This window comes from Afipia clevelandensis ATCC 49720 (assembly GCF_000336555.1).
Taxonomy (GTDB): domain Bacteria; phylum Pseudomonadota; class Alphaproteobacteria; order Rhizobiales; family Xanthobacteraceae; genus Afipia; species Afipia clevelandensis.
Window position 1 is genome coordinate 2,531,180 of sequence record NZ_KB375281.1, and the last position, 26,376, is coordinate 2,557,555.

The window sequence follows — 26,376 nt, forward strand, 5'->3', positions numbered from 1 at the left end:
GAGGCCGCATCAAAGAATGAGACGCCGCGAGAATGCAAGCGGTTCAAATGCGCGGGGATGATTTTGGGCGCGAGAGCGGGGGCGGCGAAAGACGGTCTAACCCAATCCCCGCAATTCCCGCCGCAGCACCTTGCCGGTGGCCGTCATCGGCAAGCTCTCCGCGAACTGGATATGGCGCGGATATTCATGCGCGGCGAGCTGCACCTTCACGAAGTCCTGAATCTCCTTCGCCAGTTCGTCGCTCGGCACGAACCCCGGACGCAGCACGATCCATGCCTTGATCGCTTCGGTGCGGATCGGATCGGGAATCCCTACCACGGCCGACATCGCCACCGCCGGATGCTTCATCAGCGTGTGCTCGATTTCCGCCGGACCGATGCGATAGCCCGCGCTGGTGATGACATCGTCCTCGCGGCTGACATACCAGAAGTAGCCGTCGTCATCCTGCACGCCGAGATCGCCGGTGAGCAGGAAGCTGTTCGCGTATTTCTTCGCGGTCGCCTCCGGATTCTGCCAGTACTCGATCATGGTCACCGGATTGGGCACACGCACGCCGACAATGCCGCGCGTGTTGCGCGGCTGCTCCTCGCCTTGATCATTGACAATGCGCACATCGAAGCCCGGCGTCGGCTTGCCCATCGAACCGGGCCGGATCGGAAACAGATTCGAATTGTTGGCAAGCACCAGATTGCATTCGGTCTGCCCGTAAATCTCGTGCACGTCGACGCCGAAGGTGCTGCGCACCCATTCGATCAACTCCGCTCCGAGCGACTCGCCGCCGGAGAAAATGCTGCGCAGCCTGACGCCGGGATGTTTCACGTTGGCCTGGCGCATCAGTTTGAGCGCGGTCGGCGGCAGGAACACGTTGCGCACGCCGTGATCGGCCATCAGTTGCATCGCCGCCTGCGGCTCGAATTTTTTCGCCCGATAACCGAGCATCGGCACGCCGTGATACCAGGCCGGAAACAGCGCATCGAACAATCCGCCGATCCATGCCCAGTCCGCCGGCGTCCACATCAGGTCGCCGGGCTTCGGCAGAAAGTCATGCGCCATCTCGACATTGGGCAGATGGCCGAGCAATACACGATGCGCATGCAGCGCGCCCTTCGGATTTCCCGTCGTGCCTGACGTGTAGATGATGATCGCCGGATCGTCCGGGCTGGTATCGACGGTCTGGAAATCTTCCGGCGCATCCTCGATCGACTGCCAGAACGACTTCGCCCCGGCATGAATGGTGCCGCTGGTGATGTAGATGTCCTGCAGGTGCGGAAGCCGGTCGCGGATTTTCGACAGCTTTTCCCAGCCGCCCTCATCGGTGATGACCGCCTTGGCGCCGCTGTTGGACAGCCGGTATTCCAGCGCGTCCTCACCGAACAGCGTGAACAGCGGAACGGAAATCATGCCGGAGCGGAACGCGGCGAGATGCGCGATCGGCAACTCCACCGACTGCGACAGGAACACCGCGACGCGGTCGCCGCGCTTCAGGCCATCGGCCTTCAGCACATTGGCAAAACTTTTCGACAATCCGCTGATCTCGTCGAACGACAGCTTCTGCGTGCTCCCGTCTTCATCGACGTAAATCAGCGCCAGCCGACCGCTGCCGTCGGCATAACGGTCGCAGCAGGCGGTCGCGATGTTGAATCGCGCCGGAATGTCCCAGCGAAAGCTTTTATAGAGATCGTCGTAGGTGTCGGCTTGAGGGAGCATGGCGGACGCTTTCGAGGCTTTACGCTGTCGCTGCAACATTTCCGATGTCGTCCCCGCGCAGGCGGGGACCCATAACCACCAGACTCATTTTGAACTACAGGAGCAAACTCCTGGAAACATCTCAACGACAGGGAGTATGGGTCCCCGCCTGCGCGGGGACGACGAAAGTTTGGGAATCGGACTAACCCGTCAGCGCAGCCTTCACGAGGCCACTGGCCTTGCCGAAATCCATCTGGCCGGCGTATTTCGCCTTCAGCGCGGCGATGACTTTGCCCATGTCCTTCATGCCGGCGGCGCCGGTCTCCGCAACGATGGCCGCAATCGCGGCGTTCACCTCGTCGTCCGACATTTGCTTGGGCAGATAGGCCGAGATCACCGCGATCTCCTCGCGCTCCGCTGCGGCAAGTTCAGGCCGTCCGCCCTTGTCATACAGCGCGACCGATTCCTGACGCTGCTTGATCATCTTCTGCAGCAGGCCGAGAAGGTCCTCGTCACTCAGCGGCGGCTTGCCCTGCCCGCGCGCGTCGATGTCGGCGTTCTTCAGCGCGGAATTGACCATGCGCAGCGTCGACAGCTTGCGCTCGTCCTTCGCCTTCATGGCGTCCTTGACGGCATTGTTGATGGCATCGCGCAGCATCGGGATCTCCTGCTTCAAATCAATTTGCCGCTGATTTAGGGCGTTTCGTGCCCTTGCACAACCGACAGGCTACATCTCCAGCCAGTCGAGCAACGCCTCTGTCATCGCTTCCGGCTTCTCGAGCTGTGGAAGATGGCCGCAATCGGCAATCTTCACGAACTTTGCGCCCGGAATGGCGTCCGCCATCTCAACCGACGCATCCTGAGGAACCATGTTGTCGGTGTCGCAGGTCAGCACGAGCGTCGGGCATTTGATGGTGGCGAGCGTCGGACGGGAATCGATGCGGCCACTGATCGCTTCCAACTGCCACACGAACGCATCGGGGCCGACATCGTCCGCCATGTCGAGCACGATCTGCTTCAGCCGGGCATCGTTGGCGCGCGACGGATGCACGAAGTTCACGAACAGGCGGTCCATCACCGCGCGATAGCCGCCCTGTTTCACCTCGGCGATCATCTCCCGCCGCTTCGCGGTGACCTCCGGCGCTTCGGGCCGCGCCGATGTATTGAGCAGCGCCAGCCGCCCGATCCGCTCGGGCGCCTGCCGAACCATCTCCAATATAATGTAACCGCCCATCGAATGACCGGCGAGCGCGAAGCGCAGCGGCGCTTCGGCGAGAATGCGCCGGGCGATGGTGGCCATGTCGCCGCCGCGTGCATGGTTGGCGATACCGACCGGCCCCTGCCGCCACAGCGCGGGCAACTGCGGATCGTAGATGCGCGGCGAACAGCCAAGGCCGGGAACGAGCACGACGGGAAGCGAATGGGGCATGAGACACTCCGGACGATCCTCATGGTGAGGAGCGCCGCCTTCGGCGCGTCTCGAACCATGAGGTGATGATCCTCATCCTTCGAGACGCGCGCAAGAGCGCGCTCCTCAGGATGAGGGCAACAATGAACTACGCCACTCCGCGCTTGCGGCCTTCCCAATACGGCGCACGCAGCGCCTTGCGGTCGATCTTGCCGAGGCCGGTCACCGGGATCGTTTCGACAAAGTCGATGGTCTTGGGCGACCAAGGCGCACCGCGCTTGTCCTTCACATGGGCCTGCAGTTCGGCGGCGCCGGAATTGGCACCGGCCTTCAGCACCACGAATCCCTTCACCGCCTCGCCCCACTTCTCATCGGGAATGCCGATCACCGCGGCGGAGGCAACGGAGGGATGTGACATCAGCGCATCCTCGACCTCGCGCGGATAGATGTTGAAGCCGCCGGAGATGATCATGTCCTTGGTGCGGTCGACGATATAGAAGTAGCCATCCTCGTCCTTCACAGCGACGTCGCCGGTATGCAGCCAGCCGCCGCGCAGGGTTTCGGCATTTGCTTCGGGGCGTTTCCAGTAACCGTCCATCACCAGCGGCCCGCGCACGCAGATTTCGCCGGGCTCGTTGATGCCGACTTCCTTCATGTCCGCATCGAACAGCTTCACGTCCACACCCGGACTGGCGCGGCCGCAGGAGCCGAGCCGTCCGGGCTTCGTTTCGTCGTGGTCGATCTTGCGCATGGAGGTGATGACCTGCGGCGCTTCGGTCTGGCCGTAAAGCTGCACGAACACCTTGCCGAAAATCTTCATGCCTTCCATCAGCCGGTCCGGCGACATCGGCGCGGCGCCATAGACGATCATCTGCAGCGACGACATGTCGTGACGCTTGCGCAGGTCCTCGTTGTCGATCAGCGCATAGATCAGCGTCGGCACCAGGAAAGTGGAGTTGATCTTTTCGGAGGCAACCACGCCGGCATAGACCTCCGGCTCAAAGCCCTGCACCAGACGCATCAGGCCGCCGCGCATCATCACCGGGAACAGCGTGACGCCGGCGGCGTGGCTGATCGGGGTCGCGGCCAGAAAGCGGATCTCTTCGGGCCAGTCCCAGTCCGAATAAAGCAGCAGCGTCATGGTCACCAGCGCGCGATGCGGCAGCATCACGCCCTTGGAGCGACCGGTGGTGCCACCGGTGTAAGCGAGGAAGGCGATCTCGTGCGACGCGCTTTCATCGACCAGCGGCGACGCCTTCACAGTGGCGAGGTCCGGCATGATGTCGCGCACGCCATCCATCGGACCGATCGAATACAGATTCTTGAGTCCCGGCACCCGGCTCTTGATCGCCATGCCACGCGGACCGAACTTCGCGCCCTCCACGATCAGAAGGTCGATCTCGGCGTCTTCGATAATGAAAGCGTGATCGTCCTCCGCCGCCATCGGATGCAGCGGTGTGTAGCGCACGCCCATCACCAGCGCGGCGCAGATCGCCGCCCAGGCTTCGGCGCGGTTGCTGGCGAGAATCGAGAGCGCGCTGCCCTTCTTGAGGCCGAGCGAACGGAACAGGCTGATGAAGCGGCCCACGGTGTCGCCGAATTCGCGGTAGCTCCAGCGCACCTTCCCATCGGCGATGGCCGGCCGGTCGCCGAACCGCGCAATGGCGTTGACCACCAGATTGCCGATGGTTCCGCCCGCATGAAGATGCCGCAAATCGGGCGTGGTCGTCGCCGTGTTCATCCTTAAGTCTCCTGCCTTGACCGCGGTTCTTTTTATGGCCGCGGGGAGCGCAGATTAGGCAGCCTCTGCCGGGTGTCAAATATGTGCAAATCACATGGTTTTCGGGCCTTTCTGCCTTTGACGCGCCGCGGCACAGGAGTTATGTCATGGGCTTATGACGACATCAGACAATTCCTCAGCCTGGCCGGACCTCAAACCGACCGCGCTCCTCGTGCTTGCCGATGGCACCGTGCTGGAAGGCTTCGGCCTCGGCGCGGAAGGTCAGGCGGTCGGCGAAGTTTGCTTCAACACGGCGATGACCGGCTATGAGGAAATCCTCACCGATCCATCCTACGCCGGGCAGCTCATCACCTTCACATTTCCCCACATCGGAAATGTCGGCACCAACGATGAAGACATCGAAACGGTGAACATGGCGGCGACGCCGGGCGCGCGCGGTGTGATCCTGCGCGCCTCGATCACCGATCCGTCGAACTACCGCGCCACCCGGCATCTCGACGCCTGGCTGAAGGCGCGCGGCATTATCGGCATTTCCGGCATCGACACCCGCGCTCTCACGGCGCTGATCCGCAGCAAGGGAATGCCCAATGCCGTGATCGCGCACGCCAAGGACGGCAAGTTCGATCTTCATGGCCTCAAGGAAGAGGCCCGCGAGTGGCCGGGCCTCGAGGGCATGGACCTCGTGCCGATGGTGACCAGCACCCAGCGTTTCAACTGGGACGAGACGCCATGGGAATGGAACAAGGGCTTCGGCAAACAGGACAAGCCGGAATTCAACGTCGTCGCCATCGACTACGGCATCAAGCGCAACATCCTGCGCCTGCTGGCCGGTGAAGGCTGCAAGGTGACGGTGGTCACCGCGAAGACCCCGGCCGAAGACATTCTCGCCATGAAGCCCGATGGCGTGTTCCTGTCCAACGGTCCCGGCGATCCGGCGGCCACCGGCGAATATGCCGTGCCTGTCATCAAGAAGGTGATCGAGTCCGGGACGCCGACCTTCGGCATCTGTCTGGGCCATCAGATGCTGGGTCTCGCGCTCGGCGGCAAGACCATGAAGATGCATCAGGGGCATCACGGCGCGAACCATCCGGTGAAGGATCTCACCACGGGCAAGGTCGAGATCACCTCGATGAATCACGGCTTCGCGGTGGACAAGACCACGCTGCCGGGCAATGTCGAGCAGACCCACATCTCGCTGTTCGACGACAGCAACTGCGGCATCGCCCTGAAGGACAAGCCGGTGTTCTCGGTGCAGTACCATCCGGAGGCCTCTCCGGGGCCGCGCGACTCGCACTACCTGTTCACGCGCTTTGCGGACCTGATGCGCCAGAAGAAGCGCGCCTGACGCTACGCCGCGCTGAGTTCGGCCCAGTCAAACTCAGCTTCGAGCAGATGAAATGCATCGTCGCCGATCTCGCCCGACTCGCGCATCTCGAACAGCACGCGCCGCGCGGCGGCAATCGCCTGACGGCGCAGCGGATCGGCAGGCAATTCGCTCGAGGTGAGACCGTCCGGATTGTTCTCCGCCCGATCGAGCAACTGGCGGTATTCGAGCCGCAGCAACTCGGCTTCCGGCGTGGTGTTGCCGTCGATGGCGTCCAGCGCGGCATGAAACGCCGCGCGCCGCGCCCGGCCGACCTCATGCCCCACCGGATCGCCATCATCGAGCGCGAACCACGCGATCAGCGGCCGCAGCGTCAGACCCTGGATCACCAGCGTGCCCAGCACCACGCTGAACGCCGTGAGCAGGATCAGGTCGCGATAGGGAAACGCCTCCGGCAGCGCAAACGCCGTCGCCAGCGTGACGATGCCGCGCATGCCGCACCATGAAATCAGGAACGCGCCTCTTACGGAGGGCCGGCCCATCGCGGCGCGGCGCGGACGCCACCCGAGTCGCTCCATGGCCGCGATCAGCAAGGTGGTGTAACTCGTCACCCAGACAATCCGCACAAAGATCACAGTGGCGAGCACGGCGGCGGCGACCAGCACATAGTTCTGGCGATCCGATGCCTCCAGACCGGCCCAGATCGGCCGCAACTGCATGCCGATCAGCACGAAGGCCATCACGTTCAGCAGGAAGACGACGGTTTCCCAGACCGCGAAGGATGGCACCCGCAAACGTGCCGGTGTGCGTGCGGGCGCGCTCCGTGCGATCGTGATCGCATAGACCACAATGGTGAGAATCGCCGAAAGCTGAAGCTGCTCGGCCGCGATCCAGACCAGAAACGTGCCGGCGAACTGCATCACAATGGCGGTCGGCACATCCTCGATCCGCGCGGTGAGCAGCATCGAGAGCTTCGCGAGGACAAACCCCGCGATCAGGCTTCCGGCAATCGCATAGGCAAGGATCGGGGCCAGATGCGTCACACTCAGCGAGGACGCCATCGCCGCCCCCACCGCCACGCGATAGATCAACAGCGCACTTGCATCGTTGAGCAGGCTTTCGCCTTCGAGAATTTTCAGCAGGCGGTAGGGCAGCTTGACGCTGCGCAGGATTGCGGTGGCCGCCGCCGCATCGGGCGGCGCGACGATGGCCCCAAGCGCGATCGCCGCCGGCCACGGCATCGCGGGCACCATCCGGTGCGCGACGACAGCAACGGCCGCGGTGGTGATGCCGACCGCGGCCAGCACCAGCATGGTGACCGGGAGCCAGTTGTCGCGAAGATCGCGCAGCGAGGTGTCGAAGGCCGCATCCAGCAGCACCGGCGCAACGAACAGCGCCAGCGCCAGGCTTGGCTCCAGCGTCCAGTTCGGCGCATCCGGCAGAAACGCGATGCCGATCCCGCCGAGCGCGAGGAAGGTCGGATAGGGCACGCCGAGACGGCGCGCCAGCGCCGATAGCAGCATGGCCCCGAGCAACAGGCCGATCAGCCATTCAAATGCGTGCAAGTGTCATTCCCTGATGATGGATCAGCTTACGCGATCATGATGTCAGGGGCAAAACGCGCGGATTGTGGGCGGCCGCACTTGCTTCAGCGGCGAGAGACTTCTAGTTTTATATGATACACATCATTCCAATTTGAAGGCGAGCAGATGACCTCCCCGCTATCCGGCTTCGACTACTTCAACGGCATCAAGAACGGCACGATCGAGCCGCCGCCGATGCCGAAATTGTTTGGAATCGAAATCGTCGAGGTCGAGCCAGGTCATATCGTTCTGACGGCGACGCCGAGGCCCGAGCACAACAACCCGATGGGCATCACCCATGGCGGCTACGCCGCCGTATTGCTCGACACTTGCATGGGCGGCGCGATTCATTCGGCGCTCAAGCCGGGGCAAGGGGTGGTCACCCTTGAATACAAGATCAACTTCATGCGGCCGATGTCGCCGAAGACCGGACTCGTGCGCGGAGAAGGCCGCGTGCTGCACACCGGCCGCCAAGCCGGCATGTCCGAAGGCCGCCTGTTCGATTCCGCCGGCAAGCTGCTGGCCCACGGCACCACCACCTGCCATATCGTCGAGATGAAGGCGTAACAGAGAACCGAGGCGCGACTACGCCTCGTTGCCGCCTTCCTGCCGCGTGGCCTCGAACAGGAACCAGGTTCGCCGCTCGGTCTCGTCGATGAAATTCTCCAGGACGCTGGCGGAGGCCACATCCTCTGCATCGTCGCAGACCTTGTGCGCCTTGCGCATCGCGGCGGCGACCTTCTTGTTGTCGTTCATGAGTTCGCGCAGCATCTCGCGCGGCGGCACGAACTTCTCGTCGTTGTCCTTGATGGTCTGCAGCTTCGCGATATTGCCAATCGAGCGGATGGTGTTGCCGCCGATTTTGCGGACACGTTCCGCCAGCACATCGGTGGTGGCGAAAATCTGGTCGGACTGTTCATCCAGCAGCAAATGATAGTCGCGGAAGTGACGTCCGCTGATGTGCCAGTGGAAGTTCTTGGTCTTCAAATAAAGGGCGAAAGCGTCTGCCAGCAGCGCGTTGAGCGCGGCGGAGACCTTGGCGACATCCGCCGTATCGAGATCGGTGGGGGTGTCGAGATCGGGGGAAACGCTGGACCTGGTTTTGCTCACGGCGGGGCTTCCTGCTAGGTACGGGAAATTGGCGGCGGTGATGGACATGCGCCGCCAGACCTTCTAACGCATCCCGGCCCCGCAGGTTCCTGCGGAGGGAACCCTCTCTTTTTGGTGTGATGGAGCCGAAAACCCGTGGTTTTCGCCCCTCATGCTCAGTCCGGACCGAGCCGATGGACGACTGGATCGACTATTACGATTCCACCCACACGATTTACGTCAGCAAGCTGCATCGCGACGTCCATTTTCGCGTGATCGCCAATGACATTCTGTCCTATGTCCCCTCGCCCGACGCCGTGGTGCTGGACTATTCCTGCGGCGAGGCGCTGTTCGCCGCGCAGGTTGCCGCCGCCTGCCAGAAGCTGATCCTTGCCGAGCCGGCACCCGGCGTCCGCGGCCGCCTGACCGCCCGGTTCGGTCCCAATCCGAAAATCGCCGTCCACTCACTCGATGACCTCGCGCAATTGCCGGATCGCTCGGTCGATCTTGCGGTCATGATCTCGGTCGCCCAGTACATGACAGCGGCCGAACTCGATGCCGCCTTCTCCCTGATGCGGCGCATCCTCAAGCCCGGCGGCAAACTGGTGCTCGGCGACATCCTGCGCCCGGACGTCGGCGCCGCCACCGACGTGGCGGCATTGCTGAAACTTGCAGTGAAAAACGGCTTTCTCACCGATGCGCTGTGGGGCCTCGCCCGCACCGCCCTGTCGGACTACTGGCAATTGCGCCAGAGCATCGGGCTGCAGCGCTACAGCGAGGCGGAGATGCTCGCAAAGCTGAAAGCGGCGGGGTTCGAGTCGTCCCTCGCCAGGAAGAACGTCGGCTATAACCCGGCACGCATGACATTCATCGCGACGCCCCGTTCCTGATCGCTACAACTGCGCACATTAAGGTTAAGCCCAAGCGTGCATGGACACCGGGTCACAGCGGGGTAGTCTGCCGCCATGGCCCGGTGGCGGAATGTTACGCGGAGGCGCCGCAAACGCTTCATATCCTGGTTCAAGTCCAGGCTGGGCCTCCAATTTCCCCGATCAGCCCCCTGCGGGGCACAAGCCTGAAAAACCGTCCGAAAATGGCGGTTGATGCGGCTTTTAAGGTCTTTCACCGTCCCGGAATCTGGTCTAAAGACACGGCGCGCGCATGGCCCCCCAAGCGCCGGGTTCAAAGGACGCGCGAACGCGCGCCCTTTTTTTATGCCCAAATTCCTGCCGGCTTCCTGCCCGTGAGACTGAATGCCTAAACGTACAGACATCTCGACGATCCTCATCATCGGCGCTGGCCCCATCGTGATCGGCCAGGCCTGCGAATTCGATTATTCCGGCACCCAGGCGGTCAAAACGCTCCGCGAGGAGGGCTACCGGATCGTTCTCGTCAATTCCAATCCGGCCACCATCATGACGGACCCGGAACTGGCGGACGCGACCTATATCGAGCCGATCACCCCGGAGATCGTCGCCAAGATCATCGAGAAGGAACGCTATGTCCTCCCCGGCGGTTTCGCGCTGCTGCCGACCATGGGCGGCCAGACCGCGCTGAACTGCGCGCTGTCGCTACGCCGCCAAGGCACGCTTGAGAAATTCGATGTCGAGATGATCGGCGCCACCGCTGAAGCCATCGACAAGGCGGAAGACCGCCAGCTCTTCCGCGAGGCCATGACCAAGATCGGGCTCGAGACGCCGAAGTCGCGGCTCGCCAATGCGTCCGCCCTGAAGAAGCAGTACCGCGACCAGCACCAGGCCGAGAAAGAAAAGCTCTCCGGCGAGGCGCTCGCAGAGCACGAGCGCCAGTGGGTGCTGCATGAAGGCGACCGCCGCAAGCGCTATCAGGAATATGCGCTCGGACAGGCCATGATGGCGCTGTCCGAGATCGGCCTGCCGGCGATCATCCGCCCGTCCTTCACTATGGGCGGCACCGGCGGCGGCATCGCCTACAACCGCGAGGAATTTCTCGACATCATCGAGCGCGGCCTCGACGCCTCGCCGACCAACGAAGTGCTGATCGAAGAGTCCGTGCTCGGCTGGAAAGAGTACGAGATGGAGGTTGTGCGCGACAAGAAGGACAACTGCATCATCGTCTGCTCGATCGAGAACCTCGATCCGATGGGCGTGCATACCGGCGACTCCATCACGGTCGCCCCTGCCCTGACGCTGACCGATAAAGAATACCAGATCATGCGCGACGCCTCGCTGGCCGTGCTGCGCGAGATCGGCGTGGAGACCGGCGGCTCCAACGTGCAGTTCGGCGTCAATCCCGCGGACGGCCGCATGGTCGTGATCGAAATGAATCCGCGCGTGTCGCGCTCCTCCGCGCTGGCCTCGAAGGCCACCGGCTTCCCGATCGCCAAGGTCGCAGCCAAACTCGCGGTCGGCTACACGCTGGACGAAATCGCCAACGACATTACCGGCGGCGCCACGCCTGCGTCGTTCGAGCCGACCATCGACTACGTGGTCACCAAAATTCCACGCTTTGCGTTCGAGAAATTCCCCGGCGCCTCCACCACGCTGACCACCTCGATGAAGTCGGTCGGCGAAGTCATGGCGATCGGCCGCACCTTCCAGGAATCGCTGCAAAAGGCGCTGCGCGGCCTCGAGACCGGCCTGACCGGCCTCGATGAAATCGAGATCGAGGGCATTGGCCAGGGCGACGACAAGAATGCGGTGCGCGCAGCCCTCGGCACCCCGACGCCGGATCGCCTGCTGCAGGTCGCACAGGCGATGCGGCTCGGCTGGTCCAACGAAGACATCTTCACCTCGTGCAAGATCGATCCGTGGTTCCTCGCCGAGATGCGCGGCATCATCGAGATGGAAGCGAAGGTCAAGGCGAACGGCCTGCCCGGTAATGCCCACAGCATGCGCACCCTGAAGGCCATGGGCTTTTCGGATGCGCGCCTCGCCGTTCTCTCCGGCAAGACCGAGGCCGAGGTGAAGGCCGCGCGCCGCGCGCTCAACGTGCGCCCGGCGTTCAAGCGCATCGACACCTGCGCGGCGGAATTCGCCTCGCCCACGGCCTATATGTACTCGACCTATGAAGCGCCATTCGCTGGCGCCGTGGCCGACGAAAGCGCACCATCGGACAAGAACAAGGTCATCATCCTCGGCGGCGGGCCGAACAGAATCGGCCAGGGCATCGAATTCGACTACTGCTGCTGTCATGCCTGCTTCGCGCTGCATGACGCGGGCTTTGAGACCATCATGGTCAACTGCAATCCGGAAACGGTCTCGACCGACTACGACACCGCGGATCGTCTCTACTTCGAGCCGCTGACCGCCGAAGACGTTCTCGAAATCATCGACACCGAGCGCAGCAACGGCACGCTGCACGGCGTGATCGTGCAGTTCGGCGGCCAGACGCCGCTGAAGCTCGCGCGCGCGCTGGAAGAAGCCGATGTCCCGATCCTCGGCACCTCGCCCGACGCCATCGACCTTGCCGAAGACCGCGACCGCTTCAAGCGCGTGCTCGACAAGCTGCGCCTCAAGCAGCCGAAGAACGGCATCGCCTATTCGGTCGAGCAGGCACGCCTCGTCGCCGCCGATCTCGGCCTTCCGCTTGTCGTGCGCCCGTCCTATGTGCTCGGCGGCCGCGCCATGCAGATCATCCGCGAGGAATCGCAGCTCGGCGACTATCTGCTCGGCACGCTGCCTGAACTCGTGCCCGCCGATATCAAGGCGCGCTATCCAAACGACAAGACCGGCCAGATCAACACGGTGCTCGGCAAGAATCCGCTGCTGTTCGACCGCTATCTGTCCGACGCCACCGAAGTCGACGTCGACTGCCTGTGCGACGGCAAGGACACGTTCGTTGTCGGCATCATGGAGCACATCGAGGAAGCCGGCATCCATTCCGGCGACTCCGCGTGCTCGCTGCCGCCCTACTCGCTCGACGCCGCGACGATTGCCGAGCTTGAGCGCCAGACCCGCGAACTCGCGCTCGGCCTCGACGTGGTCGGCCTGATGAACGTGCAATACGCCATCAAGGATGGCGAGATCTACGTGCTGGAAGTCAATCCGCGCGCCTCGCGCACGGTGCCGTTCGTCGCCAAGGTGGTCGGCATTCCGGTCGCGAAGATCGCCGCGCGCATCATGGCAGGCGAAAAGCTCGCCGACTTCCGCCTGAAGCCGCGCAAGCTCGATCATGTCGGCGTCAAGGAATCGGTCTTCCCGTTCGCCCGCTTCCCCGGCGTCGATACCGTGCTCGGCCCGGAGATGAAATCGACCGGCGAGATCATGGGCATCGACACCTCGTTTGCCGTGGCCTTCGCCAAAAGCCAGCTCGGCGGCGGCACCCGCGTGCCGCGCAAGGGCACGGTGTTCGTGTCTGTTCGCGAAACGGACAAGGCGCGCATTCTCGATGCGGTGAAGCAACTGTCCGAAGCCGGCTTCAAGGTGATCGCGACCTCGGGCACCCAGCGTTTCCTCGCCGAGAACGGTGTCCCGGCGGAAAAGATCAACAAGGTGCTGGAAGGCCGTCCGCACATCGTGGACGCCATCACCAATGGCGAGGTGCAACTCGTTTTCAATACCACCGAAGGGCCGCAGGCGTTGGCCGACAGCCGCTCGCTGCGTCGTGCTGCCCTCTTGCATAAAGTGCCCTATTACACCACTCTTTCGGGTGCGCTGGCAGCAGCACAGGGCATCCGGGCCTATCTGGGCGGGGATCTAGAGGTTCAGACCCTGCAAGGTTACTTTCCCGACCTTTGAAATTGTTCGCAGGTCTTTGGGGCCGGCGGTGTATAAGTGGGGTTTGCGGCGGGAACCGCCTGCCGCACTCGGTTCTTATTCGTTGCCCGGCAGCACTGCCGGCGAGATCACACAAGACGTTTCGTGCTGACGCAAATGTTCGCCGCACGAAATTCAGGAACGACGAAATGGTTGAAAAGATACCGATGACCCAGGGCGGCTACACCGCTCTCGAAGAGGAATTGAAGCAGCGCCAGTCGGTCGAGCGTCCGCGCATCGTGGAGGCCATTGCCGAAGCGCGTTCGCATGGCGACCTGTCGGAAAACGCCGAATACCACGCCGCGAAGGAAGCGCAGTCGCACAATGAAGGCCGCATCGCCGAGCTGGAAGACAAGCTCGCGCGCGCCGATATCATCGATGTCTCCAAGCTCTCCGGCGACACCATCAAGTTCGGCGCGACCGTGACGCTGATCGACGAGGACACCGAGAAGAAGGCGGTCTGGCAGATTGTCGGCGAGTCCGAAGCCGACGCCAAGCAAGGCCGCATCTCGATCACTTCGCCGCTGGCGCGCGCGCTGATCGGCAAGAAGAAAGGCACGTCGGTGGAAGTCGTCGCGCCCGGCGGCGCCAAGGCCTACGAAATCACCAAGGTGGACTGGAAGTAAGCCTCCCGTTCGCACTCGCATTCAAAAATGGCCGGGTCATTGCCCGGCCATTTTTGTTTTTAGACTTCAGTTTGCTGGAATGAGCAGAAGTTTTAAGGGCAGTCTGGGTCCCCGCCTTCGCGGGGACGACACCATTGTGCATCCCACAAACACTAATAATACTATGGTGTGGCATCTCTCAGCGTAGTCCCCGCGAAGGCGGGGACCCAGACTTGACTGAACGAGGAGCATACGTGTTCCACGTCTACATTCTCGCCAGCCAACGGAACGGAACGCTTTACATCGGCGTGACAAACAACGTCGCGGCCCGACTTGAACTTCATCGTCTCGGTCACGGATCGGAATTCGTAAAGCGCTACGGCGTCTATTCCCTCGTGTATGTCGAGAGTTATGCCCGTGCAGAAGAGGCCATCCAGCGCGAAAAGCACATGAAAAAATGGAATCGCGCCTGGAAAATCCGGCTGATTGAACAGGACAATCCGGAGTGGAGAGACCTGTGCAACATGATAGTTTAGAGAAAGATGGGTCCCCGCCTTCGCGGGGACGACGACGGTTTTGAGATATGCGCTTCCGCTCGATCCTGCTGACGTTTGCCGTCGTGCTGGCTGCCACTGGCGCGCGCGCCGCCGAGCTTGAGATTCCGCCGCCCGGCAAGCCGAAGGAATTATCCGTCTACGTCAACCAGCCGCACTGCACACGCTGGACCGACGAGTGCGTGACTTGCACGCGCGGCGCGGACGGCCAGGCGCCGGTCTGCTCCAACATCGGATTTGCCTGTCAGCCCAGGACGATCCGCTGCATCGGCGATCTCCCGCAGAGCGAGCCGCAGAAAAAGTAAGAACCGGTTTCCGAAGAGAAACCAGGGCACATGCGTAACACTCGCGTTCTGGAATTATTCCGGACAGTCTGACGAAATCGTCATCGCCCGGCAGGCGCGGCCCGCTTTCGCTTCGCCCGGCGGCGCGATAACAACGTGCGTGGAATCAAACAGGGGGCTTTCCATGGATTTCAAATTTCTCGAACCGTACCGTCCGCAGCTTCTGAGTCTGTTGCGCATCATGACCGGACTGCTGCTGTTTCAATACGGCGTGGCCAAGATCCTGAAGTTTCCGGTTCTGCCGTACTTCGCCAACATCCCGCCGTTGATCACCGTCGCCGGCACCATTGAGCTGATTCTCGGCGCGCTGCTGGTGATCGGCCTGTTCACGCGCCTGACCGCGTTCATTCTCTCCGGCCAGATGGCGTTCGCCTATTTCCTCGGCCATGTCTTCAAGACCGGCACGCCGGTCTGGCATCCGCTGAACAATGGCGGCACCGGCGCCGCGCTGTTCTGCTTCGTGTGCCTGTATCTGGCGAGCGCGGGTCCCGGCCCGTGGAGCGTGGATGCCTCGCGCGGCAAAGCCTGATCGCCACATGGCGTGACCGCTATTTAACGAAGAACACCACCGTCAAAGCCGCGCCGATGGCCACCACCACGGCGCGGATTATTTTTTCCGGCACGCGGCGCGCAATCGCCACACCATAATATCCGCCGAGCGCAGAAGCAGCGATGGTCACCAGCGCCTGCGGCCAGTGCACCAGTCCTCCGGCGATCAGCAGCGCCGACGAAACGATCTGAATCAGAAACGCCATCAGCAGCTTGATCGCGTTGGCCTTGTGGTAATCGCCGCCCGCGACGATCGCCAGCGCGGCCAGCATCATGATGCCGACGCCGGCGCCGAAAAATCCGCCGTACACCGAGACCACGCTCATCACCACATAGGCGACGAGTTTTGCGACGCCATGCTCGCCCTGCGACCACGGCGCAACGAACGCGCGGATCTGCGCGCTGAACGCGAACATCAGGGTCGCGACCAGCAGCAGCCACGGCACCAGCGGACGAAAGCCGCCGTCGCCCAGCCAGATCAGCAGCAGCGCGCCGAGGCCGCCGCCGATCAGGGCGAAAATCGCGAACGGAATCATCTCGTGGAAATGGGCGCGAATTTCCGCGCGATAGCCGACGGCGCTCGACAGATTGGACGGCGTCAGCGCCACCGCGCTGGTGGCGTTGGCGTCCAGTGTCGGCAGACCGCTGGCGACCAGCGCAGCGAATGTGATGAACGTGCCGCCACCTGCGACGGCATTGACTGTGCCCGCGGCAAATCCCGCCACGGCCAGCACAATCGCCTGAAATAAAGTCACGTCAGCCCCTTCACGCAATTGGGCGCGAGGGAAGCGCCCGGCAGGGGGCTTTTAGAGCAATGATCCGCGCAGGAGAACGCAGCCCGCCGAATGCCATCCATGTCTCTGAGTCGTCCCGGCGATCAACTGAAGGCCGCGACCAGCTTCACCCCTGCGGGACTTTCAATTCCAGCGGCACGTCCGGCGCGTCCTTGGAATTGTGCAGCACCAGCGAGGTCCGCACATTGCGCACATGCGGCGCGGCGGTGAGATGCGAGACGAAGTTCTGGAAGGTGCCCATGTCGGGGGCGACGCATTTGAGGATGAAGTCGATCTCGCCCGACAGCATCCAGCATTCGCGGACCAGCGGCTCCTTGCGCACGAAATCCTCGAACGCGCGCAAATCCGCATCCGCCTGGCTCGACAGGTGGACCGACGCGAACACCGTGACCTCAAACCCGAGGGAGGCCGGATTGAGCAGCCCGCGATAGCCGAGGATGTAGCCCTCCTCTTCCAGCGTCCGGACCCGGCGCAGGCAGGGCGGGGGCGAGATGCCGACCCGTTTGGCCAGTTCCACATTGGTGATCCGGCCATCGGCCTGAATCTCGTTCAGAATTTTCAGATCGATTTCGTCGAGGCTTTTTGACACGCGGGTCTGATCCATGGGCTGGGAGTGTCCGGCCGGTTTCGGGACTGTTCTAGCCATCGGATCGCGGTTGCGCAATTTTATTTCGTGCGCTGCCTATCTTATGGGTAGCTGGGGAAAATTTCGCGACAGGGGTTGCATATCTTGCATAGCTCGCTGGATGGCCTACATTTGGACATGCACTTTTAACGCCCCAGCGATGCCTTTGCGGGCATTTCCCGCCTCTTCGCTGATCACTCCATGCAACAACGTCACCGAAGGTCGCGTCATGGCCGCTCCTGTTCATGCCAAGGTTGTCATCATCGGATCGGGGCCTGCGGGCTATACGGCAGCGATCTATGCCGCGCGCGCCATGCTGGAACCGGTGCTGATCCAGGGCATCCAGCCCGGCGGTCAGCTCACCATCACCACGGATGTCGAGAACTATCCGGGCTTTGCCGATGTCATCCAGGGCCCATGGCTGATGGAGCAGATGGAGAAGCAGGCGGCGCATGTCGGCACCAGGATCGTCACCGATCATGTCAACAAGCTCGAACTTGGCCAGCGCCCGTTCCGCATCTCCACCGACAGCGGCGATGTCTATCTCGCCGACGCCGTGATCCTCGCCACCGGCGCGCAGGCGCGCTGGCTCGGGTTGCCCTCGGAAGAGAAGTTCAAGGGCTTCGGCGTTTCGGCCTGTGCCACCTGCGACGGCTTCTTCTATCGCAACAAGGAAGTCTTCGTGATCGGCGGCGGCAATACCGCGGTCGAGGAAGCGCTGTTCCTCACCAACTTCGCTTCCAAGGTGACGCTGGTGCATCGCCGTGACAGCCTGCGCGCCGAGCGCATCCTGCAGGACCGCCTGTTCAAGCACCCCAAGATCAACGTGATCTGGGACAGCGCGATCGACGAAATCCGCGGCGAGGACAACCCGTCCAAGGTGACGCATATCCGCCTGAAGAACATCAAGACCGGCGCTGTGTCCGAATATCCGACCGACGGCGTATTCATCGCCATCGGCCATGCGCCCGCCACCGAACTGATCGCAGGGCAGTTGAAACTCAAACCGTCCGGCTATGTGGAGATCGCTCCGCATTCCACCGCAACCTCGGTCCCCGGCGTATTCGCCGCGGGCGACGTTGCCGATGAAACCTATCGCCAGGCTGTCACGGCTGCGGGCCTCGGCTGTATGGCTGCGCTGGAGGCGGAACGCTTCCTGGCGCACAGCGCCACCGAACGCGCAGCGGCGGAGTGACCATGCCTCGAACACGCGATGGATTAAGCGATATGGACTGGGACAAGCTGAAGGTGTTTCACGCCGCTGCGGAAGCGGGCAGCTTCACCCATGCGGGTGAGCAGCTCGGGCTGTCGCAGTCGGCGGTGTCCCGTCAGGTCAGCGCGCTGGAACAGGAACTGGCGGTCTCGCTGTTCCACCGCCATGCCCGCGGCCTGATCCTCACCGAACAGGGCGACCTGCTGTTCCGCACCGCCCATGACGTCTTCATGCAGTTGCAGGCGGCCCGCGCCAAGCTCACCGACAGCCGCGAACGGCCGAGCGGCGACCTCAAGGTCACCACCACGCCGGGCGTCGGCATCAACTGGCTGATCCCGCGGCTCGGCGAATTCACCGCGCTTTATCCGGACATCCGCATCTCGCTGATCGTGACCGACGAGGAACTCGACCTGTCGATGCGCGAGGCTGACGTCGCGATCCGCACCCGCAAGCCGACCCAGCCGGATCTCATCCAGCGCAAGCTGTTCTCGATGGGCTTTCACGCCTATTGCTCGCCGGAATACGTCAAGCGCCACGGCACGCCGCGGACGCTGGACGAACTGGATGAGCACCGGATCATCGTGCTCAGTGACCAGAACGTGCCGCAGCACCTGCAGAACCGGAACTGGCTGGTCGAGGCCAACCGCAACGGTTCCGGCCCGCGCGAGGCGGTGTTCAAGGTCAACAACATTCTCGGCCTTGTGCGCGCCTGCCAGCAGGGCCTCGGAATTGCTGCGCTGCCGGACTACCTGGTTGAAGACAACAACCGCCTCGTTCAGCTTTTCAGCGAGGCCGACTCGATTCAATTGGATACGTATTTTGTCTATCCCGAAGAATTGAAGTCCGTGGCGCGCGTGCAGGTTTTCCGTGATTTTATCGTGAGTAAGGCCCAGCGCTGGCCGTCCTGACGGCGACGCCGGCGGGTTCAAACGGCCGTTTGAGCCCGCATCCTGAGCATGACTGACATACCGGGATCGGAGTTGTCCGCATGGGAAATCGCGGCCCATACTCTCACCACACTGATTGAGCGTTTTGCGCATGTCCCCCTCCTCCAGCGAAACGCGCGCTCAGTTATCCCTCTTGGAAGGTGATTGTGTCGGCCTCACGTGGCCAAAAACTAAACAGGCCGGGCTTTTTTAGCCCGGCCTTTTTTCATGCCTTTCACCGATCGGCTGATCGCTTTCAGGAATGCAATTTCGCCCGCGACAGGCGCAGTGCATTGCCGATCACGCTGACCGACGACAGCGCCATGGCGGCCGCGCCCAGCATCGGCGACAGCAGGATGCCGAACACCGGATAGAGCACACCTGCCGCCACCGGGACGCCCGCGGCGTTGTAGAGGAAGGCGAACGCGAGGTTCTGGCGGATATTGCGCATGGTGGCGCGCGACAGGTGCCGCGCCTCCACCAGTCCCATCAGATCGCCGCGCAACAGGGTGATGCCCGCACTCTCGATCGCCACGTCGGTGCCGCTGCCCATGGCGATGCCGACATCCGCCGCCGCCAGCGCCGGCGCATCGTTGATGCCGTCGCCGGCCATCGCCACCACCCGGCCCTCGCCGCGCAACCGCGTCACCACGTCGCCTTTACGTTCGGGCAGAACGTCGGCCTCGACCTCGGTGATGCCGAGCGTTCTGGCAACCGCCTGCGCGGTGGTGACGTTGTCGCCGGTCAGCATGACAATGCGCAGGCCATCGGTGCGCAACTGCCTGAGCGCGTCCGGCGCACTCGGCTTGACCGGGTCCGCAATCGCAATCACGCCGGCGGCGCGGCCATCGAGGGCCACATGGATCGCGGTGGCGCCGCGTTCGCGCTGCGCACGAGCGTCGTTCTCCAGTGCGGCGGTGTCGATGTTCGACTGCTGCATGATCGCGGCATTACCGATCACGATGCGCCGCCCGTCCACGGTCCCGGTCGCGCCCTTGCCCGCCGGCGAGTCGAAGTTCTGCACGTCACTGAGCGCGAGGCCTTCGTCTTTCGCCGCATTGAGGATCGCAAAAGCCAGCGGATGTTCGCTCGCCCGCTCGACGCTGGCGGCGAGCCGCAACAATTCGCTGCGCTCGATTCCATCGGCGGCGACAACCGCCACCACCCTGGGCTTGCCTTCTGTGAGCGTGCCGGTCTTGTCGATCACCAGCGTGTCGACCTGTTCTATCCGCTCCAGCGCTTCGGCATCGCGGATCAGAATGCCGGAACGCGCACCGCGCCCGACGCCAACCATGATCGACATCGGCGTCGCAAGCCCGAGCGCGCACGGACAGGCGATGATCAGCACCGTCACCGCCGCGACCAGCGCGTAAGTGAAGCGCGGTTCGGGACCGAACACGGCCCACGCCGCGAAAGCCGCGAGCGCCGCCGCCATCACCGCAGGCACGAACCAGCCCGCGACCTGATCGGCCAGACGCTGCACCGGCGCGCGGGAACGCTGCGCCCGCGCGACGAGATCGACGATCCGCGCCAGCATGGTGTCGCGGCCGATCTTCTCGGCGCGGATGACAAGGCCGCCGCTCTGGTTGACGGTGCCGCCGATCACCTGCGCGCCGGTGGCCTTCTTCACCGGCATCGACTCGCCGGTGACAAGAGATTCATCGACCAGCGACGAGCCTTCGGTGACCACACCGTCGACCGGCACTTTCTCGCCGGGGCGGACACGCAACAGGTCGCCCACCGAGATGGAGTCTATCTCGATATCTTCATCGCCCTGGGCGCCGATGCGCCGCGCGGTCCTGGGCGCAAGCCCGAGCAGCGCACGGATCGCACCGGACGTTTGCGCCCGCGCACGCAGTTCGAGCACCTGCCCCAGCAACACCAGCACGGTGATAACCGCCGCCGCCTCGAAATACACCGCGACCGCGCCGTGATGATCGCGGAAAGCATCCGGAAACACCTGCGGCACGAAAGTCGCCACCACGCTGTAGATGTAGGCCACGCCGGTCCCCATCGCGATCAGCGTGAACATGTTGAGATTGCGCGTCCTGATTGACTGCCAGCCGCGCACGAAGAACGGCCAGCCGGCCCACAGCACCACCGGCGTCGCCAGCGCAAAGCCCAGCCAGTTCGACGCCTGCGCTTCCATGAGATGAATGCCGCCGAGATGCGCGGTCATCTCCAGCACGAACACCGGCAAGGTCAGCGCCAGTGCGATCCAGAACCGGCGCGTCATGTCGATCAGTTCGGGATCCGGCCCATCGTCGAGCGAAACAGTTTCCGGCTCGAGCGCCATGCCGCAGATCGGACAGCTTCCCGGCCCGGCCTGACGCACTTCGGGATGCATCGGACAGGTGTAGATGGTGCCTTCGGGGAGTTTCTCGTCCGGCTGCGATGATTTCGGCGCGAGATATTTCTCGGGATTGCCTTCAAACTTTGTGCGGCAGCCGGCCGAGCAGAAAAAATGCTCCTGCCCCTTATGGGTGAAGCGGTGCTTGGCGGTTGCGATGGTAACGGTCATGCCGCAGACAGGATCAATCGCCTTGCCTGCTTGATCTGCGTCAGTGGGCCCGTGGCCTTCCCCATGGGAATGATGATGAGCGTGCTTATGGCTGTGGCCTCCGCAGCAACTGCCCGCCTGTTTTTCCCGAGGTTCGGGTGACGCCATCGTCCCAGTCCTTGCTTGCAAATTATACCCCATAGGGGTATATAGTATGACATGCGACAGGAAATCAAGTCATCGTGCCTGAAACGGCTGAAACGGATCGAAGGCCAGATTCGCGGTCTCGCGGGGATGGTCCAGGACGATCGCTATTGCATCGACATCGTGACGCAGATCGCGGCGGCGCGCACGGCGCTGCGGCGGGTCGAGGAGGAAATCCTGCGCGACCACGTCGCCCATTGCGTTGAGCATGCGATTTCGTCGGGTGACAAGGCCGACCAGCGGCGCAAGATCGCCGAACTGATGGACGTGGTCAGCCGCGCGGATCGCTAGAAACGTCAGGCATCGTGACCTGTTGAGATCATGGTTGACGGCGCGTTAGCCAATCCGCGGCAACCATTGACGATCTGTTCATCCTAGCAGCGCCTGTGCCACAGCGATTTTTCGGCCGTTTGCTCGGCGGACGCATTTTCCGTGTCACCCGCTCGCGCGACGCGCGCATCCATGTATCAAACATCAGTTCCGGAATTTACGCCTTCTTACGCAATTCCACTTACCTGCCGAAGTAACCGTTTCGTTCCCGCGTGCAGGCTGTCCGATGTTCAAGGTCTACAATTGTATCGCCACCGCCCATAACCTCTGGCTTGTGGGACTTGCGGCTGTGATCTGCGCGCTGGCCTCGCTCGCCGCGATCAGCCTGCTGCGGCATGCACGGCATGCGACCCGGCAGATGCGTCCGGTCTGGCTTGCGATCTCCGCGATCTCCACCGGCTTCGGCATCTGGTCGACGCATTTCATCGCGATGCTCGCCTACTCGCCTGGCATTCCGAGCGCCTACAATATCGCGCTGACCGGCCTGTCGCTCGCGGCGGCAATCCTGCTCACCGCTGCCGGCCTCGCCCTGGCGATGTTGCCGGGCTGGCGGCTCGGTCCCTGGCTCGGCGGCGCCGTGGTCGGCGGCGGCATCGCCACGATGCATTATCTCGGCATGGCGGCCTTCCAGATCGGCGGCATCATCCTGTGGGACTCGACGCTGGTCGCCGCATCCATCCTGCTCGGCACGCTGATCGGCGCCGCAGCCCTGCCAGCCGGCCTGCATGACAACTCGCAACGCTGGCGGATCACCGGCGCGCTGCTGCTGACGCTCGCCATCTGCAGCCATCACTTCACCGCCATGGGCGCTGTCGCGATCATTCCCGACCCCACGATCGCAATCCCGCAATCCGCGATCCCCACGACCTGGCTTGCCATTGGCGTCGCGGTCTCCAGTTTCACGATCATCCTGCTCGCGATCGGCGCCGCAGCCCTCGACATTCACGACCAGCGCCGCTCCGCGCGGGAAGCGGACCGCATGCGCGGTCTTGCCAACGCCGCAATCGAAGGCCTGCTGGTCTGCGACGGCGAGATTGCCGTCACCGCCAATACCAGTTTCGCCACGCTTGTCGGCTCATCGTCCGACAAGCTGATCGGCGCGAAACTCGAATCGTTCATTCCCAACGCCGACGTCCGCGCAAAACTGCAAGGTTCGCCGAACCAGCCCGTCGAAGCCGAATTGCGCCACGAAGACGGCTCGATGATCCCGGTGGAACTGATCCTGCGCCCGATCGACTTCGCGGGCACCGCGCATCAGGTGATCGCCGTCCGCAATCTGCAGGCGCGCAAGAAGGCCGAGCAGCATATCCGCTATCTCGCGCATCACGACGCACTGACCTCGCTGCCGAACCGCAGCACCTTCCATGCGCGGCTCGATCATGAAATCGCAGCGGCCAAGGACAGCGGCCAGAAATGCGCGGTGCTGTGTTTCGATCTCGACCGCTTCAAGGAAGTTAACGACCTGTTCGGGCATGCCGCTGGCGACAAGGTGCTGCAATCCGTCGCGGCGCGCGTCACGAAGATTCTCGACAAGAACTGCATGGTCGCGCGCCTCGGCGGCGACGAGTTCGCCATTCTGGTTCCGGGGCTGCAAAATCCGGCCGTCGCAGGAAATCTCGCCGACGCATTGATCGAAGCGCTCCGTCCCGACGGCGACAGGTCCGACAGCGACAACATGACGTCGTGCAGCATCGGCATCGCGATCTGCCCGGACGATGCGGACAACCGCGAGACGCTGCTCAACCATGCCGATACCGCGCTCTATCGCGCCAAGATGGAAGGCCGCGCCACCTATCGCTTCTTCGAGGCGCGGATGGCCGCGGAGGTCCATGACCGGCGCGTGCTGGAGCACGATCTGCGCCAGGCCGTGGCCCGCGGCGAATTCACGCTCGTCTATCAGCCGCAGGGCGACATCCAGACCGGCGGTGTTGTCGGGTTCGAGGCGCTGCTGCGCTGGAACCACAAGACCCGCGGCTCGATCTCACCGGCGCTCTTCATTCCGATTGCGGAAGAAACGGGATCCATTCTCGGCATCGGCGAATGGGTGCTGCGGGAGGCGTGCAAGCAGGCCGCAACCTGGCCGAATCCGCTAACCATCGCGGTCAATGTCTCCGCCGTGCAGATCTACAGCGAGAACTTCGTGCAACTGGTGCATGAGGTGCTGCTGGAAACCGGCCTCGCGCCGAGCCGGCTCGAACTCGAAATCACCGAAACCGCGCTGGTGCGCGATCTCAACCGCGCGCTGACCACGCTCCGGCGCATCAAGGCGCTCGGCGTCCACATCGCGATGGACGATTTCGGCACCGGCTATTCGTCGCTGTCGAATCTGCGCGCCTTCCCGTTCGACAAAATCAAGATCGACGGCTCGTTCATCAAGTCGGTCAACACCAACGCGCAGGCGGCGACCATCGTGCGCGCTGTGCTCGGACTTGGCCGCGGCCTTGGCCTGCCGGTGCTGGCGGAGGGCGTCGAGACGCCGGCCGAACTGGCGTTCCTGCAATCCGAATTGTGTAATGAGGTTCAGGGTTATCTGGTCGGACGCCCCGCGCCGATCTCAACCTTCGCAGCCCTGACCCACGACGACAGCCCACCGGCAACCGCGGATGACGTTCAGGTCCAGTTGGCGAAATCCGCCTGACGGATTCGGATCGGGATTGGGGATGATGGTACAGTTGGGTGGGATCGAACCACCGACCTCCGGATCCACAATCCGGCGCTCTAACCAGCTGAGCTACAACTGCATTTTTGATCGAACGGCTGCCTGAAGGCAGCCCCGCACCGGGCGGCGATTTCGCGGGAAACTAGGTGCAACGCCGCGCTTTGGCAAGACGGTTTGACCCTGAATGCGCTCCCGCGAACAATCTTGATATGGGTGATCTCGGAAGGGCAGACGGTTCAACCCGCCGCGCTGTTTTTCGCCGTCAGTTGCCCGGCTTGAACGCCTTGGCCGCACCGGCGGCGATCGGTTCGACCGCCTCCACAGCGACCTTGTGGGTCAGCGTGGCCAGATCCTGCGTCTGGGTGCTGAACACCTCAAACTGCTTGCGGGCATGGGCATTCATCAACTCGAACGCCTCGGGCAGCGATCTCGCGCCCATCAGGCTCTGGGTAAAGGCGAAGGCCGCCTCGGTGTTGGTCTGTGCCATGCCGATCACCGTCGTGGTGAGATCGCTGGCGCCCTTGGTGGCCGAAGCGTAGATGGCCTCCAGCGCATCGTTGTTGGAAACGGCCGCATCCTTGAGCTTCTGATAGCCATCACGAGCCTGGAAAACGCCCATTTCCGCAAATGCCCGGAACTGTTCCGGCAGCTTGAAAGGGACGATGGCAAAGGGATCGTTTGCGCTCATCAGGACAGTCCTTGTGTCTGGAAATGGGAGAGCGGCCGGGACGGCGCCCGCCATGCGCGGCCTCAGGGCAACGCGCGAAATCAGTTTCGGTTTGCACCATAGAGGCAGAATTTGTGCATTGCAACAAAATATAGCCCGGAAGCCTGACCCGGGCACTCCGCCGGATCAGGTCCCTGCCGGAGGACCGGCGGCTTATTTGGGTTTGGTGGCGTCCATGGCGGCGCGGGTCACCGCCTGCCCCATCTCACTTGCCTGCTCGGCGAGGGCGCGCATCTGGCCCTGAACATATTCGGTGTGAAGGCGCATCACCTCGGTCAGGTCCTTGGCGTGGATCAACTGCTGCGCATAGGCCAGCGAGGACTGGACGTTCTTCTCGGCGAAGGCGATCGCCTTGGCGCTGATCTCCTTGGCGGCCTCTCCGGGTGCGCCGAACGACGCGCCGCCGAAGGCAGCCGCGGTCTGCTGCGCGCTGCTGATGAACGATTCGAATGCCTTGCGCGCCTGATCCAGACTCGCTTCCGCCATCGATCGCATTTCCTTGGGAATCTCGAACTGATTGCCTGACATGTCGCACCCTCCTGTGTTCGGACCCTGACGGATCCTTCTCGCAACTCACCGCCGGGCGACACCCCTTATGACGCAGCGCAACGACAGTTCCTGCCGGTCCATCGTGACCGTTTGGATATCTTTTGCAACTCCCAACGCCCGAGCCGCCGCGCGGTTCGATGCACCGCGGAATTAAGGTTATCGCGGGTTAGTCTTGCGCCCCACTGGTGGACCTTGCGGCAGACGCGCCATACTAATCATTTGTTAAGACT

The 26,376-nt window shown here is 63.0% G+C and carries 23 protein-coding genes and 2 tRNA genes; 13 read left to right on the forward strand and 12 right to left on the reverse strand.

Features of this window, described 5'->3' with window-relative positions; all coding sequences use genetic code 11:
- Window positions 1-96: 96 nt before the first annotated feature.
- The 4 genes from HMPREF9696_RS12110 to HMPREF9696_RS12125 all read right to left on the reverse strand — a co-directional run bounded on the left by HMPREF9696_RS12110 (window position 97) and on the right by HMPREF9696_RS12125 (window position 4,835).
- Entirely contained in the window at window positions 97-1,707 is a 1,611-nt protein-coding gene (locus HMPREF9696_RS12110; protein ID WP_040302012.1) for an acyl-CoA synthetase, read from the reverse strand.
- Window positions 1,708-1,888: 181 nt separating this feature from the next.
- A complete protein-coding gene (locus HMPREF9696_RS12115; RefSeq protein ID WP_002713306.1) occupies window positions 1,889-2,344 on the reverse strand; it encodes a GatB/YqeY domain-containing protein in 456 nt (151 codons plus the stop codon).
- Between the two features lie 69 nt (window positions 2,345-2,413).
- The gene (locus HMPREF9696_RS12120) at window positions 2,414-3,115 is read right to left on the reverse strand and encodes an alpha/beta fold hydrolase (protein WP_002713307.1); all 702 of its coding nucleotides are present in this window, start codon (window positions 3,113-3,115) and stop codon (window positions 2,414-2,416) included.
- A 127-nt stretch (window positions 3,116-3,242) separates the two neighbouring features.
- Window positions 3,243-4,835 carry an AMP-binding protein gene (locus tag HMPREF9696_RS12125; RefSeq protein ID WP_002713308.1) on the reverse strand — a complete coding sequence of 531 codons (1,593 nt, stop codon included), beginning with the start codon at window positions 4,833-4,835 and terminating at the stop codon, window positions 3,243-3,245.
- Window positions 4,836-4,989: 154 nt separating this feature from the next.
- Here HMPREF9696_RS12125 and carA point away from each other — a divergent pair, with 154 nt between their 5' ends.
- Window positions 4,990-6,180 carry a glutamine-hydrolyzing carbamoyl-phosphate synthase small subunit gene (carA, locus tag HMPREF9696_RS12130; protein WP_002713309.1) on the forward strand — a complete coding sequence of 397 codons (1,191 nt, stop codon included), beginning with the start codon at window positions 4,990-4,992 and terminating at the stop codon, window positions 6,178-6,180.
- A 2-nt stretch (window positions 6,181-6,182) separates the two neighbouring features.
- Here the strand turns inward: carA and HMPREF9696_RS12135 are convergent, their stop codons facing one another.
- The gene (locus HMPREF9696_RS12135) at window positions 6,183-7,724 is read right to left on the reverse strand and encodes a cation:proton antiporter (RefSeq protein WP_002713310.1); all 1,542 of its coding nucleotides are present in this window, start codon (window positions 7,722-7,724) and stop codon (window positions 6,183-6,185) included.
- Window positions 7,725-7,868: 144 nt separating this feature from the next.
- Between HMPREF9696_RS12135 and HMPREF9696_RS12140 the strand changes: the two genes are divergently transcribed.
- A complete protein-coding gene (locus HMPREF9696_RS12140; RefSeq protein ID WP_002713311.1) occupies window positions 7,869-8,309 on the forward strand; it encodes a PaaI family thioesterase in 441 nt (146 codons plus the stop codon).
- Between the two features lie 18 nt (window positions 8,310-8,327).
- Here HMPREF9696_RS12140 and HMPREF9696_RS12145 read toward each other — a convergent pair whose 3' ends face one another.
- Complete coding sequence (locus HMPREF9696_RS12145) at window positions 8,328-8,852, reverse strand: Dps family protein (protein ID WP_040301406.1); 525 nt, start codon at window positions 8,850-8,852, stop codon at window positions 8,328-8,330.
- Window positions 8,853-9,025: 173 nt separating this feature from the next.
- On the opposite strand from HMPREF9696_RS12145, the gene HMPREF9696_RS12150 reads away from it, so the two are divergent.
- The 7 genes from HMPREF9696_RS12150 to HMPREF9696_RS12180 all read left to right on the forward strand — a co-directional run bounded on the left by HMPREF9696_RS12150 (window position 9,026) and on the right by HMPREF9696_RS12180 (window position 15,599).
- A complete protein-coding gene (locus HMPREF9696_RS12150; RefSeq protein ID WP_002713313.1) occupies window positions 9,026-9,721 on the forward strand; it encodes a class I SAM-dependent methyltransferase in 696 nt (231 codons plus the stop codon).
- A 77-nt stretch (window positions 9,722-9,798) separates the two neighbouring features.
- Window positions 9,799-9,873 (forward strand) — tRNA-Cys (locus tag HMPREF9696_RS12155).
- Between the two features lie 211 nt (window positions 9,874-10,084).
- Complete coding sequence (gene carB / locus HMPREF9696_RS12160; protein WP_002713314.1) at window positions 10,085-13,549, forward strand: carbamoyl-phosphate synthase large subunit; 3,465 nt, start codon at window positions 10,085-10,087, stop codon at window positions 13,547-13,549.
- A 167-nt stretch (window positions 13,550-13,716) separates the two neighbouring features.
- A complete protein-coding gene (greA, locus tag HMPREF9696_RS12165) occupies window positions 13,717-14,193 on the forward strand; it encodes a transcription elongation factor GreA (protein WP_002713315.1) in 477 nt (158 codons plus the stop codon).
- Between the two features lie 233 nt (window positions 14,194-14,426).
- A complete protein-coding gene (locus tag HMPREF9696_RS12170; protein WP_002713316.1) occupies window positions 14,427-14,708 on the forward strand; it encodes a GIY-YIG nuclease family protein in 282 nt (93 codons plus the stop codon).
- Between the two features lie 47 nt (window positions 14,709-14,755).
- Window positions 14,756-15,031 (forward strand): hypothetical protein, encoded by a 276-nt coding sequence (locus HMPREF9696_RS12175; protein WP_002713317.1) that lies wholly within the window; start codon window positions 14,756-14,758, stop codon window positions 15,029-15,031.
- A gap of 163 nt (window positions 15,032-15,194) precedes the next feature.
- Window positions 15,195-15,599, forward strand: a complete 405-nt coding sequence (locus HMPREF9696_RS12180) for a DoxX family protein (protein WP_002713318.1) — start codon at window positions 15,195-15,197, stop codon at window positions 15,597-15,599.
- A gap of 19 nt (window positions 15,600-15,618) precedes the next feature.
- Here HMPREF9696_RS12180 and HMPREF9696_RS12185 read toward each other — a convergent pair whose 3' ends face one another.
- A complete protein-coding gene (locus HMPREF9696_RS12185; RefSeq protein ID WP_002713319.1) occupies window positions 15,619-16,374 on the reverse strand; it encodes a sulfite exporter TauE/SafE family protein in 756 nt (251 codons plus the stop codon).
- A 145-nt stretch (window positions 16,375-16,519) separates the two neighbouring features.
- Window positions 16,520-17,017, reverse strand: a complete 498-nt coding sequence (locus HMPREF9696_RS12190; RefSeq protein WP_002713320.1) for an Lrp/AsnC family transcriptional regulator — start codon at window positions 17,015-17,017, stop codon at window positions 16,520-16,522.
- A 250-nt stretch (window positions 17,018-17,267) separates the two neighbouring features.
- Between HMPREF9696_RS12190 and trxB the strand changes: the two genes are divergently transcribed.
- Together trxB and HMPREF9696_RS12200 are read left to right on the forward strand one after the other, a co-directional pair.
- Window positions 17,268-18,233: a thioredoxin-disulfide reductase gene (trxB, locus tag HMPREF9696_RS12195; protein WP_002713321.1), complete on the forward strand. Its 966-nt coding sequence runs from the start codon at window positions 17,268-17,270 to the stop codon at window positions 18,231-18,233.
- Window positions 18,234-18,235: 2 nt separating this feature from the next.
- Complete coding sequence (locus HMPREF9696_RS12200) at window positions 18,236-19,159, forward strand: LysR family transcriptional regulator (RefSeq protein ID WP_002713322.1); 924 nt, start codon at window positions 18,236-18,238, stop codon at window positions 19,157-19,159.
- Between the two features lie 274 nt (window positions 19,160-19,433).
- Here the strand turns inward: HMPREF9696_RS12200 and HMPREF9696_RS12205 are convergent, their stop codons facing one another.
- Window positions 19,434-21,845: a heavy metal translocating P-type ATPase gene (locus HMPREF9696_RS12205; RefSeq protein ID WP_002713323.1), complete on the reverse strand. Its 2,412-nt coding sequence runs from the start codon at window positions 21,843-21,845 to the stop codon at window positions 19,434-19,436.
- 51 nt (window positions 21,846-21,896) lie between these two features.
- On the opposite strand from HMPREF9696_RS12205, the gene HMPREF9696_RS12210 reads away from it, so the two are divergent.
- Together HMPREF9696_RS12210 and HMPREF9696_RS12215 are read left to right on the forward strand one after the other, a co-directional pair.
- Entirely contained in the window at window positions 21,897-22,172 is a 276-nt protein-coding gene (locus HMPREF9696_RS12210) for a metal-sensitive transcriptional regulator (RefSeq protein WP_002713324.1), read from the forward strand.
- Window positions 22,173-22,437: 265 nt separating this feature from the next.
- Window positions 22,438-24,849 carry a sensor domain-containing diguanylate cyclase gene (locus HMPREF9696_RS12215; RefSeq protein ID WP_002713325.1) on the forward strand — a complete coding sequence of 804 codons (2,412 nt, stop codon included), beginning with the start codon at window positions 22,438-22,440 and terminating at the stop codon, window positions 24,847-24,849.
- A gap of 26 nt (window positions 24,850-24,875) precedes the next feature.
- On the opposite strand, the gene HMPREF9696_RS12220 is transcribed toward HMPREF9696_RS12215, so the two are convergent.
- The 3 genes from HMPREF9696_RS12220 to HMPREF9696_RS12230 form a co-directional block, all read right to left on the reverse strand.
- Window positions 24,876-24,952: transfer RNA gene (locus tag HMPREF9696_RS12220), tRNA-His, on the reverse strand.
- Between the two features lie 180 nt (window positions 24,953-25,132).
- The gene (locus HMPREF9696_RS12225) at window positions 25,133-25,558 is read right to left on the reverse strand and encodes a phasin family protein (protein ID WP_002713326.1); all 426 of its coding nucleotides are present in this window, start codon (window positions 25,556-25,558) and stop codon (window positions 25,133-25,135) included.
- A gap of 192 nt (window positions 25,559-25,750) precedes the next feature.
- On the reverse strand, window positions 25,751-26,125 hold the full coding sequence (locus HMPREF9696_RS12230; protein WP_002713327.1) for a phasin family protein: 375 nt from the start codon (window positions 26,123-26,125) through the stop codon (window positions 25,751-25,753).
- Between the last annotated feature and the right edge of the window lie 251 nt (window positions 26,126-26,376).